Source organism: Rhodospirillum sp. A1_3_36, from assembly GCF_047263945.1.
In the GTDB taxonomy this organism is placed as follows: Bacteria; Pseudomonadota; Alphaproteobacteria; order Rhodospirillales; family Rhodospirillaceae; genus Rhodospirillum.
On record NZ_JBLAVB010000005.1, the window covers coordinates 47589 to 62241 of the forward strand.

11 protein-coding genes are annotated in these 14653 nt (G+C 60.8%); 7 read left to right on the top strand and 4 right to left on the bottom strand.

Translation table 11 applies throughout. The features are described from left to right. Positions 1 to 67: 67 nt before the first annotated feature. Entirely contained in the window at positions 68 to 1435 is a 1368-nt protein-coding gene (locus ACLIRY_RS12950) for a sigma-54-dependent transcriptional regulator (RefSeq protein ID WP_413205819.1), read from the bottom strand. Between the two features lie 27 nt (positions 1436 to 1462). After that, positions 1463 to 3145 carry a sensor histidine kinase gene (locus ACLIRY_RS12955; RefSeq protein WP_413205820.1) on the bottom strand — a complete coding sequence of 561 codons (1683 nt, stop codon included), beginning with the start codon at positions 3143 to 3145 and terminating at the stop codon, positions 1463 to 1465. Positions 3146 to 3406: 261 nt separating this feature from the next. Between ACLIRY_RS12955 and ACLIRY_RS12960 the strand changes: the two genes are divergently transcribed. The 7 genes from ACLIRY_RS12960 (at position 3407) to ACLIRY_RS12990 (ending at position 11883) form a co-directional block, all read left to right on the top strand. Then, positions 3407 to 5032, top strand: a complete 1626-nt coding sequence (locus tag ACLIRY_RS12960; RefSeq protein WP_413205821.1) for an FMN-binding glutamate synthase family protein — start codon at positions 3407 to 3409, stop codon at positions 5030 to 5032. 102 nt (positions 5033 to 5134) lie between these two features. Then, positions 5135 to 5941, top strand: coding sequence for a class II glutamine amidotransferase (locus ACLIRY_RS12965; RefSeq protein WP_413205822.1), 807 nt, complete (start codon positions 5135 to 5137; stop codon positions 5939 to 5941). 54 nt (positions 5942 to 5995) lie between these two features. Then, positions 5996 to 7711: a thiamine pyrophosphate-dependent enzyme gene (locus ACLIRY_RS12970; RefSeq protein ID WP_413205823.1), complete on the top strand. Its 1716-nt coding sequence runs from the start codon at positions 5996 to 5998 to the stop codon at positions 7709 to 7711. Between the two features lie 179 nt (positions 7712 to 7890). Continuing rightward, on the top strand, positions 7891 to 8781 hold the full coding sequence (locus tag ACLIRY_RS12975) for a cytochrome c oxidase subunit II (protein ID WP_413205824.1): 891 nt from the start codon (positions 7891 to 7893) through the stop codon (positions 8779 to 8781). After that, the gene (locus ACLIRY_RS12980) at positions 8778 to 10883 is read left to right on the top strand and encodes a cbb3-type cytochrome c oxidase subunit I (RefSeq protein WP_413205825.1); all 2106 of its coding nucleotides are present in this window, start codon (positions 8778 to 8780) and stop codon (positions 10881 to 10883) included. The genes ACLIRY_RS12975 and ACLIRY_RS12980 overlap by 4 nt, the downstream gene beginning before the upstream one ends. Then, positions 10880 to 11506, top strand: coding sequence for a cytochrome c oxidase subunit 3 (locus ACLIRY_RS12985; RefSeq protein WP_413205826.1), 627 nt, complete (start codon positions 10880 to 10882; stop codon positions 11504 to 11506). The genes ACLIRY_RS12980 and ACLIRY_RS12985 overlap by 4 nt, the downstream gene beginning before the upstream one ends. Further along, on the top strand, positions 11503 to 11883 hold the full coding sequence (locus tag ACLIRY_RS12990) for a cytochrome o ubiquinol/quinol oxidase subunit IV (RefSeq protein ID WP_413205827.1): 381 nt from the start codon (positions 11503 to 11505) through the stop codon (positions 11881 to 11883). The genes ACLIRY_RS12985 and ACLIRY_RS12990 overlap by 4 nt, the downstream gene beginning before the upstream one ends. Before the next feature lie 1079 nt (positions 11884 to 12962). Here the strand turns inward: ACLIRY_RS12990 and ACLIRY_RS12995 are convergent. Then, positions 12963 to 13720, bottom strand: a protein-coding gene (locus ACLIRY_RS12995; protein ID WP_413205828.1) for an IS5 family transposase whose coding sequence is annotated in 2 segments (ribosomal slippage) — positions 12963 to 13384 and positions 13384 to 13720 — 759 coding nt in all. Because the reading frame shifts where the segments join, the coding sequence is not laid out codon by codon here. A gap of 72 nt (positions 13721 to 13792) precedes the next feature. Further along, positions 13793 to 14419 (bottom strand): RNA polymerase sigma factor, encoded by a 627-nt coding sequence (locus tag ACLIRY_RS13000; protein WP_413205829.1) that lies wholly within the window; start codon positions 14417 to 14419, stop codon positions 13793 to 13795. Between the last annotated feature and the right edge of the window lie 234 nt (positions 14420 to 14653).

A 14653-nucleotide genomic window follows, 5' to 3' on the forward strand; every position in this document is an offset into this window, starting at 1 on the left:
GACGGCAACAGACCACGCCGCGAGCGGTTTCCGCTCATGATCGCCCGCTCAACGGAGCGGAAAGCGCTCAAAGACCCAGGCGTTGGAGGCGCCGCTTCAGGGCGTGGCGAGAGATGCCCAGGGTTTCCGCAGCCCGCCCCTTGTGGCCCCTGGAGCGGTCAAGGGCATCCAACACCATCTGGCGTTCCGCCTCCTCCAGGTGATCGCCGATGGAGGTCGCTTCGCCCCCTTCGCCCCCCTCACCCCCGCGCGCAACCTCCCCGGTGGGCGCGCGCAGGTCCTGGGGCAGATGCTCCAGATCGATGGGCCGCCCGGGGTACAGGATGGTCAGACGCTCCACCAGATTCTTGAGTTCGCGCACATTGCCGGGCCAGCCGTAACGCCGCAGCAGGGCCTCGGCCGCAGCGGAGGGGCGGATGGGAACGCAGCCTTCCTGGGCGGCGTAGTGGTGGGCGAAATGGTGGATCAACACCAGGGCGTCATCCTCGCGATCGCGCAGGGGCGGCACGGGGACGGTGATCACGTTCAAGCGGTAATACAGGTCCTCGCGGAACTGGCCCTCGGCGACCAGAGCCCGCAGATCCCGATTGGTGGCCGCTACCACCCGCACGTCCCCACTTCGCGTGGTCGAGGCGCCGATCGGACGATAGGTCCCATCCTCCAGGAAATGCAGCAGCTTGGCCTGAAGGGCCAGGGGCAGTTCTCCGATCTCGTCCAGGAACAGGGTGCCGCCGTCGGCCAGCGCGACCAACCCGGGACGCTTCTGATGGGCCCCCGTATAGGCCCCCTTCTCAGCGCCAAACAATTCGGACTCGATCAGCTGCTCGGGCAGGGCCGCGCAGTTGACTTCGACAAAGGGTTGATCGGCGCGGCGGCTGCCGCCATGGATGGCCCGGGCGACCAGGGCCTTGCCCGTGCCCGACTCGCCTTCAATCAGGATCCGCGCCGCACCGCTGGCCGCAACCCGCTCCACGGTCTCCCGCAGGGTGGCCATGGCCAGACTGTCGCCGATCAAGGGCGTGGAGGAGACCTCGCGACGCCGGTGGTACGCGATCTCATCGCGCATGCGCCGCCGGTCGAGCAGGGCGCGAATGCACAGAACCAGCTCATCCAGTTCGAAGGGTTTGGTCAGATAGTCCGCAGCCCCCATTTTTACCGCCTGGACCGCCGCCCGGGTATCCCCATGGGCGGAAATCATGATCACCGGCAGATCCGGAACACGCTTGAGCAGGCGCGCCATGGTCTCCATGCCATCGACCTCGGGCATGCGCAGATCCACCAGGGCCACGTCGGGTTGGGTCGTTTCGATCTGCTCCATAGCCTGGGCGCAGCCGTTCACGCCCACAGGGGCCATGCCTTCCTTTTTCAGGGCATAGACCAGCGAGCGCACGAAGGGCGCCTCGTCGTCAATCACCAGGATGGATGGGGTGCCCATGGGATCCGTCTTCCTCTGCATCCGTGTTCACACGTCCCGGCCCGGCTCGGCGGCGGGAAAACTCAAGCGTATCAAGGTTCCGACGCCAGGGGTGCTTTCTATGCGCATGTACCCCGCGTTGGCATCCACCATCTGCTGGCTGATGGTCATGCCCAGTCCGGTTCCCTTCGACTTGGTGGTGAAGAAGGGCTTGGTGATGTCGGCGAGACGATCCGCTGGAATACCATGTCCAGTATCGGCGATCTCGATGACCGTCCGCCCGCCCTGGCGGCGGGAACGAATGGTCACGGCCCCGCCCCGCTCGGTGGCCTGGATGGCATTGAGGCCCAGGTTGACCAGGACCTGTTGGACCTGATCCTCGTCGACCAGCAGCCCTGCGGTGCTATCACCGGTGGTGGCCAGGACAACCCCCCGCTCCGTGGCGGCGGAGGTCAGCAGGGACACGGTTCGGCGCAGCAGGTCGCGCACGGTGACAGGGGTCCGTTCCGCCGCATGGGGGCGGCCGTAGGTCAACAGGTCGTTGACCACGCGGTTCAGACGGTCCACCTCCGCCTCCATATCCACCAGCAGGTCCCGGCGATCCGGGTCCGGCTCGTCCCGGCCCAGGCTTTGCACCGTTGTCTTCATGGTGGCCAGGGGATTGCGGACCTCATGGGCAACACCGGTGGCGAATTCTCCCAGAACCGCCATTTTCTCCGTACGCACCGTCCGATCGATCATCTCGCGCAGACGGGCGGCCATGGTGTTGAAGGCCGTTGACAGGGCACTGATTTCGTCGCCGTGATCGGTGAGCGGCAGGCGATAGGTCAGATTGCCCGCAGCGACGGCATTGGCGCCTTCCATGAGTTGATCCACCCGGCGACGCACCCTTTGCCCCAGATGCAGGAACAGGGCAACCACCAACAGGGTGATCCCCGCCCCGCCAAGATAGAGCCACCCCCGGGCCAGCCGCAGGGAGGACAGCACATTGGCCGCCCGGATATCGCGCATCAACCGCCAGCCGGGCAGGATCTCCGGCCCCGGGACCAGGTCCGGACGGGCCTCGACCACCCGCCCCGTGGCGTCGAGAAGCGCACCATCCGGCGTGGCCAGCAGCATGCGGGCGACGGGACTGGCATTGGACTCGTCCAATTGTTCGGTCATAGAAGCCAGACGCACATGGAGGGCGACGCTGCCTTCCCCCGCCCCGCGCAGGGGGCGGCGCAGAAGCAGCCAACCGGACCGCCCCGGCGTGGGCAGGGCCGGGCCGATCACCTCGATCCCGTCCTGGAGGGCGACGGGAAGGTTATCGATCTTCCAATCCCGGGTGGACCAATAGGGCGGACCGGAAGCCGCCTGCCCGGCGATCACCCGCCGCAGCGCGCCATCCGGACCGAAGAAGAGAATACCGTAGAGGTCGGGCACATCCGCTTCCAGGCGCAGAAGGGCGTCGACCTCGCCACCGCCCTCGCCCTCGTCTTTCCCTCCGGCGGAAAAATCGTTGAGTCCTGGATAGTTGGAAATCTTGGTGAGCTGGTATTGGCGGGCTTCCAGAAAGGCCGCGATCCGGCTGGCGGTGGCCGCTTCCCGGGCGGCCAGACGCTCGCCCACCAAGGTTTCCTGGAGGTCGTCGGCGAAGCGGTTATAGAGCATCCCGACACTGACCAGGGCCAAGGCGAGGATCGTGACGGTGATGACGATATAGCGTCCGACGATACTGGACGAGGGCATGGGACAGACTTGGAAACAGCCAAAGACAGACCGTCATGCTAGCCCAACCCCCGTGGCCTGTCATTATCGGGACGGAAAAGAGGGGCAGACCGGGAAATCTCCTTCCCTGCGCACCACTATAGATTACATTACTCCAGACTAAGCCAAGCCGCGCGCATTATAACCGCAATCTATTTTTCCAGGGCAAGGGAATGGCACGCGTTCTTCTTTACACGGTACGGCATTCTACCTTACCCTCAGTAGACATGGAGGACCTCATAAATGCTGGTGCGCGGATTGTTTGCCGACAAGGGCTTGGAAAGAAACCTGGGCCTAGTGATACCGATTGTGCTCGCAGTCGCCATGGTCATCCTGGGGATACTGGTGGCCAAGGCTTTTTTCTGGGGCTTGATCCTGGTAATCCCGCTTTTGCTGATCGCGATTTGGGATATGGTTCAGACCACCCATTCCTTGAGACGCAACTATCCGCTGACCGCCCGCTTCCGCTGGCTGTTTGAGGACCTTCGACCGTTCCTGCGAAGCTATATCGTGGAAGGTCCGCTCGAAGGGCGCCCCTACGACCGGGTTTCCCGGTCGCTCGTCTATTCGCGTGCAAAGAAGGACGAGGACGCGCACCCGTTCGGCACCGAACTTGACGTCTACTCCGAAGAATACGAAGCACTGTGCCATTCAATCAACCCCAACCCGGCAGCGCCCAGACGCACGCGGGTGACAGTTGGTACGGAGCAGTGCAGAAAGCCCTACAATGCCGCCCGCCTGAACATAAGCGCGATGAGCTTCGGCGCGCTGGGCAACCACGCGATCGAGGCACTCAACATGGGCGCGAAGATCGGCGATTTCTACCATGACACCGGCGAGGGTGGGTTATCGCCCTACCACCTCAAACACGGCGGCGATATCGTCTGGGAGCTGGGGTCGGGCTATTTCGGCGCCCGTGACAAGGACGGCAATTTCGATCCTGCGGCCTTTGCCGACAAATCTCAGCACGATCAGGTGAAGATGACCGAAATCAAGCTGAGCCAGGGGGCCAAGCCCGGCCATGGCGGCCTCTTGCCCGCAGCCAAGGTAACCGGAGAGATTGCCAGGACACGGCAGGTTCCCGAGAATCAGGACTGCCTCTCGCCGCCGGGTCATTCGGCTTTCTCGACGCCACGAGAGATGCTGGAATTCGCCGCGAAGATGCGCGATCTGTCGGGCGGCAAGCCCGTCGGCATCAAGCTGTGTGTCGGCATGCCGCACGAGATTTTCGCCATCTGCAAGGCAATGCTGGACAGCGGAATCACACTCGATTTCATCGTCGTGGATGGTGGCGGTGGCGGCACCGGCGCGGCGCCGCTCGAACTTTCCGACCATGTCGGCCTACCACTGCGCGTCGGCCTTTACTACGTGAACAATGCACTGATCGGCACGGGTCTGAAGGCCAAGGTCAAACTGGCGGCATCGGAGAAGGTTTTTTCCGGCTCATCCATCGCGATCAATGCCGCGCTTGGCGCCAATTGGTGCAATGCCGCACGCGCCTTCATGTTCTCTCTGGGGTGCGTCCAGTCCTTGCGCTGCCATACCGGCACCTGCCCGACCGGGGTCGCAACCAGCTCGCCTGTCCGACAGCGTGGTCTCGTCATCCCGGAAAAGGCTCAGCGCGTGGCCAATTTCCAATCGAAGACGCTCGACAGCCTGCATGACATCGTTGTCGCCTGTGGCCTGGAAACGCCCGACGATTTCACGCCGCGCCACCTGCGTCAGTGGAAGAACAATGCGGAGATGATCCCCTGGTCGCAAATCGTACCCGAAGTGGAACCCGGCAAGCTGCTGCACGAACCGGAGGATACCGCCTTTGCCGAATACTGGCGCATGGCGGATCCCGATACGTTCAAGCCAGTCGCATGATAGGCCACTTGCCGACCGCCTATAGCGAACCACGCCAACCGGATTGGAGACTCGAAAAATTGCCCGCGAACCGAACCGGCTTAAAGAACGGAAGCAAATTGAGTGTGTGAACTGTTTGCGATGAGTGCTTCGGTCCCGCACAGGATCCGCTACGAGCTTGATCTCTTTGCAGCCGAGGGAGGTGAGCGGCATCGCAATCGCGACGGATGGGGCATCCTCTTCGCGCAGGATCGCGATGCCTATCTGTTTCGCGAACCCGAACCAGCTGCCACCAGCGAATTGTCGCGGATGGTCGTTCGCGATGAGCGCCCCTGCAAGCATTTGATGGCACATGTGCGCAGGGCGTCGGCGGGAGCGCCTGCACTGGCAAACACCCATCCCTTCGATCGCGTCGTGTATGGCAAGAGACATGCGTTCGCCCATAATGGGGATCTGCCCGGCATCGAGGACCGCGAGGACGCGCGCGCCTTCATCCCGCATCGAATCGGCGACACGGATTCAGAACTGGCTTTCCTGATGCTGCTCGACCGGCTGAGCGAGGTAACATCAGACGATGCCGTCCTGCGGCTCGATGTATTCGCGTCCTTTGCCACCGAAATGCGCGAACTGGGCAGTGCCAACTTCCTCTTCTTCGATGGCGAGTACCTGTTCGTCCACGCCGACCGGCGGCGCTTCGAAACCGAGGACGGTTTGACCGAACCGCGCGAACCGGGACTGAGTATCCGAAGCTTCGACGACAGCCATCGCGGGCATCGCTGGACTGCGCGCGGAGCCAGTATCGAGGAGATCTCCGGGCCGCTCCATCTTATCGCCTCGGTGCCGCTGGATCCCCAAGGCTGGGAACCACTTCCGCGCGGAACAGCGATGGTCTTGAAAGACGGTAAGATCGTGTCACACTCTACGAGCTGAAACCTCGCGCATACTGAAATTGCGGGTTTTCGGTCTCTCAAGGAAAGGAAGAACATGGCGAAGCACGTGGCGGAAATCGTCGTCGATGTCCTGCAGAAGGCGGGGGTGAAGCGGGTCTACGGAATTCCCGGCGATACGATCAATCATCTCACGACAGCCATAGCCAAGAGCGACCTTCGCTGGATCGGCGTTCGCCATGAGGAAGTCGGCGCGTTTGCCGCCGGCGGAGAGTCCTACATGACCGGCGAATTGTCGGTCTGTGCCGGGACTTGCGGCCCGGGCTCGCTGCACTTTGTAAACGGGATATACGAAAGCCATCGCAACGGTGCGCCGGTGCTCCTTATTGCCTCGAGTGTTGCGCGCATGGAAAGCGGCTTCAATTTCCCGCAAGAAGTCGACCAGAAGAAGATTTACGAACAGCACTCGCATTTTTGCGAGTACATTTCGCACCCGTCGCAGGCGCGCCGCATCGTCACAAAGGCGGCGCAAACCGCACTGACGAAGAAGGGCGTGGCGGTCGTCATCGTGAACGGGGACATGTTCACCGAAACCGATGACGACGCGATGGACTGGGAAATCTATCGGCCGCAGCCGATCTGCCGCCCGAACGATGGCGAGATGGCCGCGCTTGCCAAACTGGTCGATGCCGCAGGAAAAGTCTCGGTCTATGCCGGTATCGGTGCCCGTGATGCACGCGAGGAAATCATCGCCTTTTGCGAGAAAGTCAAGGCGCCGATGGTGCATACGACCCGAGCGAAGGAGTTCCTTGAGCCGGACAATCCCTACAACGTTGGGGTTAACGGTATTCTCGGCAACCAGGCAGGCGTCGAGGCGCTGGAGGATGCCGATCTCGTCATCACGCTGGGCTGCGACTTCGCCTACACCCAGTTCTATCCTGAAGCGAAGAAAATCGTGCAGATCGATATCGACCCCACGCATCTGGGCCGACGCTCGGCCATCGACCTTGGTCTTGTCGGAGATGCGAAGACGACGATGGGCGCGCTGCTGCCGCTGGTCGGGGCGAAATCGGACGGAACCCACCTCGCAACACAGCGCAAGCAGTGGGAAAAGGATTTGCAAGGCTACGTGAAAGAGGGCGAGGAAAGCGATCCCACGCTGATCCACCCGCAATTCGTGGCCAATATGCTCGACGGCAAGGCAGCAGAAGACGCCATCTTCGTGTCTGACGTCGGTACGGCGATGGTCTGGATGCTGCGGCACCTGAAGGCCAACGGCAAGCGGCGCTTCCTCAACAGCCTGCTGCACGGCACCATGGCAAGCGGCATGCCGCAGGCGATGGGCGTCAAGCTCGCCTATCCCGACCGTCAGGTCATCGCCATGTGCGGTGACGGCGGTCTGACCATGCTGATGGGCGATTTGCTGACGCTGGTACAGGAGAAAATCCCGCTCAAGCTTTTGGTGTTCCACAACAACACCCTCGGCTTCGTGGAGATGGAGCAACGTGTCGAGGGACTGCTGGATCATTTCACCACCCTGCACAATCCGGATTTCGCCAAGCTGGCGGAGGCTTGCGGGTTCGACGGTTGGCATGTGGAAACTGCCGACGCGCTGGAGCCAGCCATGGATGCCTGGCTTCGGCACGAAGGGCCCGCCTTGCTGGATGTTCACGTCAACCAGATGGAACTCGTCATGCCGCCGAAGGTCGAGGTGTCTCAGGTCGCGTCCACCGCCATGTTCGGGATCAAAGCGGTGCTCGATGGCAGGGCCGGAGAGGTTGTGGATCTGCTGAGGAACAACTTCCTGCGATGACACGTGTCACAGCTCATCTGATCGCGATAATCAACGCGGGTCTGTCCCTGGCCAATCAGTGCCGCGTCCCCCTAAGGCCTCTTCCAAGACACCGGAATGATCGCGTGGGTACAGGTTCGATGTCTTGGATGAAAATAGGCGCAGGCTGCTTACTGGCGTGGCTGCCCGCAACGGTCGCAATGGCTTCCGAGACGCTGCAACAGAGCTTTCTTCAGCCGATGGGACCGGTCGCCGAAGAGCAATTCACGCATCTGCTGCGGGTCGTCGGGATCTCGATGGTTGTGATCCTGCCCGTTCTCGTCGGGGTCCCCTTGATCCTGTGGCGGTATCGCTATTCGAGACCGCGCGGCGGCTACACACCCGAATGGGAATTCTCGAAACCGCTCGAATACGCGATGTGGGGTGTACCGCTGCTGGTGGTCGCGGTGCTGGCAAGCTGGCTGTGGTATTCCACGGCGAAGCTCGATCCCTATGAGCGGCTGGGCCCCGACCCCTTGCAGGTGCAGGTCATCGGGCTCGACTGGAAATGGCTGTTCATCTATCCGCAAGAGGGCATCGCGACGGTCGACGAGCTCGCGGTTCCTGTCGGGCGACCGGTGGAACTGACGCTGACAACCGATACCGTCATGCAAAGCTTTTTGATCGCGCCGCTCGTGGGGCAAATCTACGCCATGCCGGGCATGACGACGAAGCTTAATTTCGCCGCCACCCGCACCGGCGAGGCCGAGGGCGAGAACACGCAGTTCAATGGCAACGGCTTCGGCCGCCAGAAATTCACGGTTCGGGCGCTTGCGCCGACCGATTACGCCGCATGGCTCGCGCGCGGGACAGGCGGCTTGACATTGGATGAAAGCACCTATGACAGGTTGCGCCGACAGACCGTCCTGATCGACGCCCGCGAGGACCTGGGGCTGGACAAAGGTCCCGAGCCGATCCTCATGTCTCTGGGCGACAGGAAGATCTTTCAACAGATCGTCGCAAAGTACCACCGGTCTGGTGACCGGTCCGCCGACGCGCGCTGGGGCGGCACCGGGCTGCCGCAAAGCGCAAGCACGGGAACCGGAGAATGAGCGGGAAGACTGACTTGATTTTCGGCAATCTCGACTGGACTGTCACGCCCTACACGGACCTGCTGGAGCATGTGAACAGCAGCACGATCGTGGGTGCGGGGGCGGCCAGCATGATGGTTCTGGGCGGCATCGCGGTGGTGGTCTTGCTCACCTGGATGCGCTGGTGGGGGCCGCTGTATCGCGACTGGCTGACGTCGCCGGACGCGAAAAAGATTGGCATCATGTATGTCGTGCTCGCGTTGGTCATGATGGCCCGCGGCATCATCGAAGGGTTCGTGATCCGTAGCCACCAGGCAACGGCGCTTGGCACGCTGGCGCAACCGGAGAGCGGCTTGGTCGCGCCCGACCATTTCGCCCAGCTGTTCAGCACCCATGGGACGATCATGATCTTCTTCGTCGCCATGCCCCTGCTGACCGGGCTGATCAATTTCGTCCTGCCGCAACAGCTTGGCGCGCGTGACATGGCCTTTCCTGTGCTCAACCAGGTGAGCCTTGGCCTGACGGCGTCGGGTGCGGGACTGGTCATGATCTCGCTGCTGGTCGGGCAGTTCGGCACTGGAGGGTGGACCATGTATCCATCCTATGCCGGCAAGGGGTTCAGCCCCGGCGAAGGGGTCGATTATTGGATCTGGGCGATCTTGATATCGGGCATGGGATCGACGCTGACCGGCATGAACTTTGCGGTCACCATCTTCAAGAAACGCGCGCCCGGCATGCAGTTGATGCACATGCCGCTGTTCTGCTGGACCTCCCTATGCGTCGCCATCATGCTGATCTACGCCATGCCGGCGCTAACGGTGTCGAGTGGAATGCTGGCGCTGGACCGCTATGCCGGTTTCCATTTCTTCACGAATGAGGCCGGCGGCAACCTGATGAATTATGCCAACATCTTCTGGATGTTCGGCCATCCGGAGGTTTACATTCTGATCCTGCCCGCCTTCGGCGTCTTTTCGGAAATCAGTGCGACCTATTCGGGCAAGCGCCTGTACGGATATACCTCTCTGGTGATCGCCAGCATGAGCATCGCGGTCATTAGTTTCACCGTCTGGCTGCACCACTTCTTCACCATGGGGCAGAGTGCGGGGGTCAATATCGCTTTCGGCATCGCGACGATGATCATCGGCGTGCCAACGGGGGTGAAGATCTACGACTGGATGGCGACCTTGTGGCGCGGACGCTTGCGGATCACCGCGCCAGTCGTCTATCTGACCGGCTTCTTCCTGCTGTTCGTCATCGGAGGGTTGTCGGGCATCATCCTGGCCAATCCGTCCATCGACTTCCAGGTTCACAATTCGACCTTCCTGGTTGCGCATTTCCACAATGTGATCATTCCCGGCGTGCTGTACGGAATGCTGGCGGGCATCCACTACTGGTTCCCCAAGGCCTTCGGCTTCCGGCTCAGCGAGACTTGGGGACGGCGGACGGCATTTCTGTTCGTCGGCGGATTCGTCTTCACGTTCATGCCACTTTACGTGCTGGGCCTGATGGGTATGCCGCGCCGCTCGCCCACCTTCCAGAACCCCGACTTCTTGCCGTGGATGTATATTGCCGCGTTTGGCGGCGTGCTGATGCTTTGTGCGCTGGCAAGTCTCTGCTGGACCTTCTGGAGCAGCTATCGCCACCGTGTGGCGCTGGCCGTTCCCGGGGGCGATCCCTGGAACGGCTCGACCCTCGAATGGTCGACCCCCGCGCCGGTGCCCGAATGGACGTTCCCGCGCATCCCGCATGTCAGCAAACGCAACGACTGGGGAGAGACGAAGCGTGCGGGTGACCCGTGGAAGGGTCCTGAAACCTACACGGACATCGAATTGCCTGCCCATACGGCGCTCGGGCTGCTGATTGCGGGAGCCTCTGCGGTGCTCGGCTTCGCCATGGTGTGGCATATCTGGTGGCTCGCGGCCTTTTGTGCCCTGGCAATTCCCGGCCTTATTGTGCTGCGCGGGATGCGCGTGGTGGAGCCAAAGATCATTCCGGCAGCGGAGGTGGAGGAAGCGGACCGCAGATTCCGTCAGCAGGTGGCGAACCTTGCCCCTGCAAGCCGGGCCGATGAGGAAACCGTGCGCAATCGCGGTGTCCCTGACATTTCGGAGTTCGCAGGATGAGCGAGAACAGTCTCTATCCCGGACTGAACGTCGGCGAGATGCATGACGAGGCGGATGTCCAGGCCGAAGCCACGGTATTCGGTTTTTGGGTATTCCTGATGAGCGATCTCATCATCTTCGGCATCCTCTTTGCCTCCTATGCGTCCTACCTCAATCCGATGGGCATGGCCGGGGGGCCGGGGCCGAAAGAGCTGTTCGACCTCAACAGCGTGGCGATCCAGACAGCATTCCTCCTTGTCGGCGGCGTCGCCTATGCTGGCGTCTCGCTGGCGGTGAAATACGACCATGGACGTGGGAAACTGCTAACCTGGCTTCTCGTATGCGCGGCGCTCGGCGCAGGCTTCCTGTTCTTCGAGGTGAGAGATTTCATGACCCAGGCGGGCAAGGGAGGCACGCCGCAGGTGAGCGGCTGGCTCAGTTCCTACTGGACGTTGGTGGGGCTACACGGCATCCACGTCTTTTCCGGCATTCTCTGGATCTTCGCCATGATCGGGCAAATCGCCACAAGGGGCGTTGACGACATGGTGAAAGTCCGCCTGTCGATGCTAGGCGTATTCTGGCATTTCCTCGACCTCATCTGGGTCGGAATTTTCTCATTTGTCTTTCTGGTGCCGCTCGCATGACCAAGCCGAATACCGAAGCACTCGACCCGCAGGAAAGCGCAGCCCGTGAGGTCAAAAGCTATGCCACGGGCTTCGTCGTCAGCCTGCTCCTGACCGTTGTCGCATTTGCCGCGCTGCTGTCGGAGTTGCCGACGACAGGGAAGATCGCCTTGATCTGCGTGGCGGCGCTCCTGCAGATCCTGGTGCACCTGCGCAATTTCCTCCATCTGAGCTTCTCCAGTAGACAATCGCGGGAGGACCTGCTGCTGGTGCTGTTCTCGGTCAGCCTGCTGGCAATCATGGCGGGCGGAACCTGGTACATCATGACCGACCTCAGCGGACGCATGCATCAGACAGGACAAGGCGCCGCAGTGATGCATGAGGGGCCTGGGCACTGACCAGAGAGCAACAGTGTTACAATCACCCCCAAAAGTACGATGCACATCGTGGCAGGGCACGGGGTCTGCTTCTATGGGCTATTCTTTGAAAGCGGACTGTCCGCTCCCGTGAAGAGTTTCGGGCGCCGGGATGGGCCGCCGATAGGGGCCGGAGCCCCACTCGAAAACCTCGATAACCACCATGCGTCCGCCGCAGCAGGGACAAGGCGGGGAGACATCGGCGGGTTGATCGAGAACGTCGATCTCGTGTACCGGAGCACCGCTCAAGCCTGTTCGAATGTATTCGAGATTGGCTTTGCGAAAGAACCCTGGCGGCCACCTCCCACGCCCTGGCGCTGATCACCTACGCCACTCCCATCGGGGTCGATCTGCTCGCGCCCCACACGGACAGCCTGTACCGGCGGCTGTTGCGGATCGCCCAGGTCTACAGGGGGGCGCTGGACAGGGAATTTCAGTTGGTCCGGGAGGGAAGCGCCGAAATGCTGGATTGGCGGACGGCCCGGGCGGCGAGGGAGCATGACCGGGCGATCCTGGGGGAGGAACCAGGAAGCGACAGGTGGGCTTCATCGCCCTGCCCTTCGGCCTGTTCACCGCCTTTCTGGCGAACAAGGAACAAGCCCATACAAACGTCTCCGCCGTGGCGTTTCAGTCCGCGTGAGCAACCGGATAGGTGTTCACCGGATGCCCAAGACGCAATCCCGGTAGCTGAGGGGTTTCAGTCCGCGTGAGCAAGCGGATAGGTGTTCACCCTCCTTGAAAAACTGAAAAACGCGGGGCTTTGCCCCGCCCCCAACCGGGGCCTGAGGCCCCGGACCCCCATTCGTTTTTTGACCAATGGGATCAAAGGGTCCGGGACCCTTTGCAGGTCTGGGCAGAGCCCAGAAACTGCGAAGCAGGGTTTCCGAATTTTCAAGGACACAGAGTATAAACCGATACTAGAGCATGTTGCGTGAAATGTGATTCACGCAACATGCTCTAAACCTCTGATATTGAAGAAAATCGTCACGCCTACGGCGTGCGTTCCGCCCGTCGCAATCTGTTCCAGATTGCTCGGGATTTGCTCTAGAGTCTGTGGACAATTATCGCATGGCGATGATGGTTGCCGCGAGGTTTACGGTTGCGACAAAGCTGGTATCGGTTTTGTCATATCGTGTATTCACTGCTCTGAAGTCTTTGATTTTAGAGAAATAGTTCTCCACCAGGTGTCGCCATCGATACTTGTCGACATCATGCGGGATCGGGACTTTCCGATCCCGTTTGGATGGGATAACGGCCTCGGCTTCCGCATCTTTGAGAATTTTGCGGAGTGCGTCGTTCTCAAAGGCCTTATCCGCAAGGAGAGCCCCAAAAGTCAGGCCCGAAATCAAGTCAGGCGCTCCAACACTGTCATGTCGCTGTCCTGGCCATAGGGAAAATCGGATCAAATTGCCCAGCGCATCCACGAGGGCCAGGATTTTGGTTGTCAGTCCGCCTTTAGAACGGCCAATGGCCTGATTCTGAGTCCCCCTTTTGCGCCGCTTGCCTTTTGGTGCACGCTGACGATTGTTCCATCAATCAAGACATACTCGAAGTCTGGATCACCAGAGACTGCGGTGAAAATCCGTTCGAAAACACCGTCTTCCGCCCAGCGCCGGAAGCGTCGAAAGATACTGTTCCAGTTGCCAAAACTTGGCGGCAAATCTCGCCAAGGCGCGCCAACACGGACCCGCCACAAGACAGCTTCGAGAAAAAGACGATTATCCCGCCCCGAAACCCCGCGCGTCCGAGACGTTCCGGGAATGTGCGGTTCACTGAGGGCCCATTGGGCATCGCTTAAGATAAATCGCTCCGAACGCATGCTTCCCTCCCCAAAAGGGAGGTGAATCACAAATAACGACCGCACACAACACTATTGTCCACAGACCCTAGGTCAAAGCGGAAATCGGTCCAACATCCGCCGTACCGCCACCATACGCGCCTTGACCGTTTCCTCGGAACATCCGAGAATCTCGGCAATTTCCGTATAATGATAGCCATCACAATACGTCAGCTCGAAAACCACACGCGTTTCGGGAGCCAACTGCCGTAATACGTCGTCAAGACCTTTCCCCCTAAAATCCCCCCCCATCCTTTCGGATCCGTCAAGGACATCCTCCGCACCGCACAGGCCTTCTTTCCGGGTGGCCTCTTGCCGTCTCTGGTAGTCGAGCCAAAATCGGTAAACGATGCCGAAGATCCATACGGAAGCCTTCGAACCTCCATGGAAGCGATACGCCATCCGCCAGACATTCAGCAGCGAAGCCGTGACGATTTCCTCGCAGTCTTGAGGGTCGTCCGCCAAACGCAAGGCGAAACACCGAAGTCTTGGCAAGTAGCGGCGATGAATATGCTCGAAGGCTTCCCGGTCGCCACGAGCGACGGCGGCCAGCAGCCGTTCATCCGACTCGCCCCCCATTCCCTTGGAGGACCCCGCGCGTGCGTTAAAAACGTACATTGCAAAAACCCAGCGTAATGCCCACGACACTTCACGTCGAGGAACGACAAGGAGGTGTCTCAATCAGACGTTCTCTTTTTGAACTTTCCCTCAGGTGAGCGAGCGTGAATAGAAACGAAAAAACCACGAGTTTCCCGCATTAGAAGAAATGGCACAAAACCATCGTCACCTTTGGTTTTCATCGTTTCTGGAGAACATCGAACCAGCCTTGACCTGTCGTTCGCCCATCGTTAGTAAGCAAATGTATCAGGATATTCCTACAGTCCTCCCACACATCCCTTCCCACTCCGTGCAAAT

Bases quoted from the DNA above. Each gene is read 5' to 3' on its own strand.
- ACLIRY_RS12950 (WP_413205819.1), bottom strand. From the start codon at position 1,435: ATGGGCACCCCATCCATCCTGGTGATTGACGACGAGGCGCCCTTCGTG.
- ACLIRY_RS12955 (WP_413205820.1), bottom strand. From the start codon at position 3,145: ATGCCCTCGTCCAGTATCGTCGGACGCTATATCGTCATCACCGTCACG.
- ACLIRY_RS12960 (WP_413205821.1), top strand. From the start codon at position 3,407: ATGCTGGTGCGCGGATTGTTTGCCGACAAGGGCTTGGAAAGAAACCTG.
- ACLIRY_RS12970 (WP_413205823.1), top strand. From the start codon at position 5,996: ATGGCGAAGCACGTGGCGGAAATCGTCGTCGATGTCCTGCAGAAGGCG.
- ACLIRY_RS12975 (WP_413205824.1), top strand. From the start codon at position 7,891: ATGGCTTCCGAGACGCTGCAACAGAGCTTTCTTCAGCCGATGGGACCG.
- ACLIRY_RS12980 (WP_413205825.1), top strand. From the start codon at position 8,778: ATGAGCGGGAAGACTGACTTGATTTTCGGCAATCTCGACTGGACTGTC.
- ACLIRY_RS12985 (WP_413205826.1), top strand. From the start codon at position 10,880: ATGAGCGAGAACAGTCTCTATCCCGGACTGAACGTCGGCGAGATGCAT.
- ACLIRY_RS12990 (WP_413205827.1), top strand. From the start codon at position 11,503: ATGACCAAGCCGAATACCGAAGCACTCGACCCGCAGGAAAGCGCAGCC.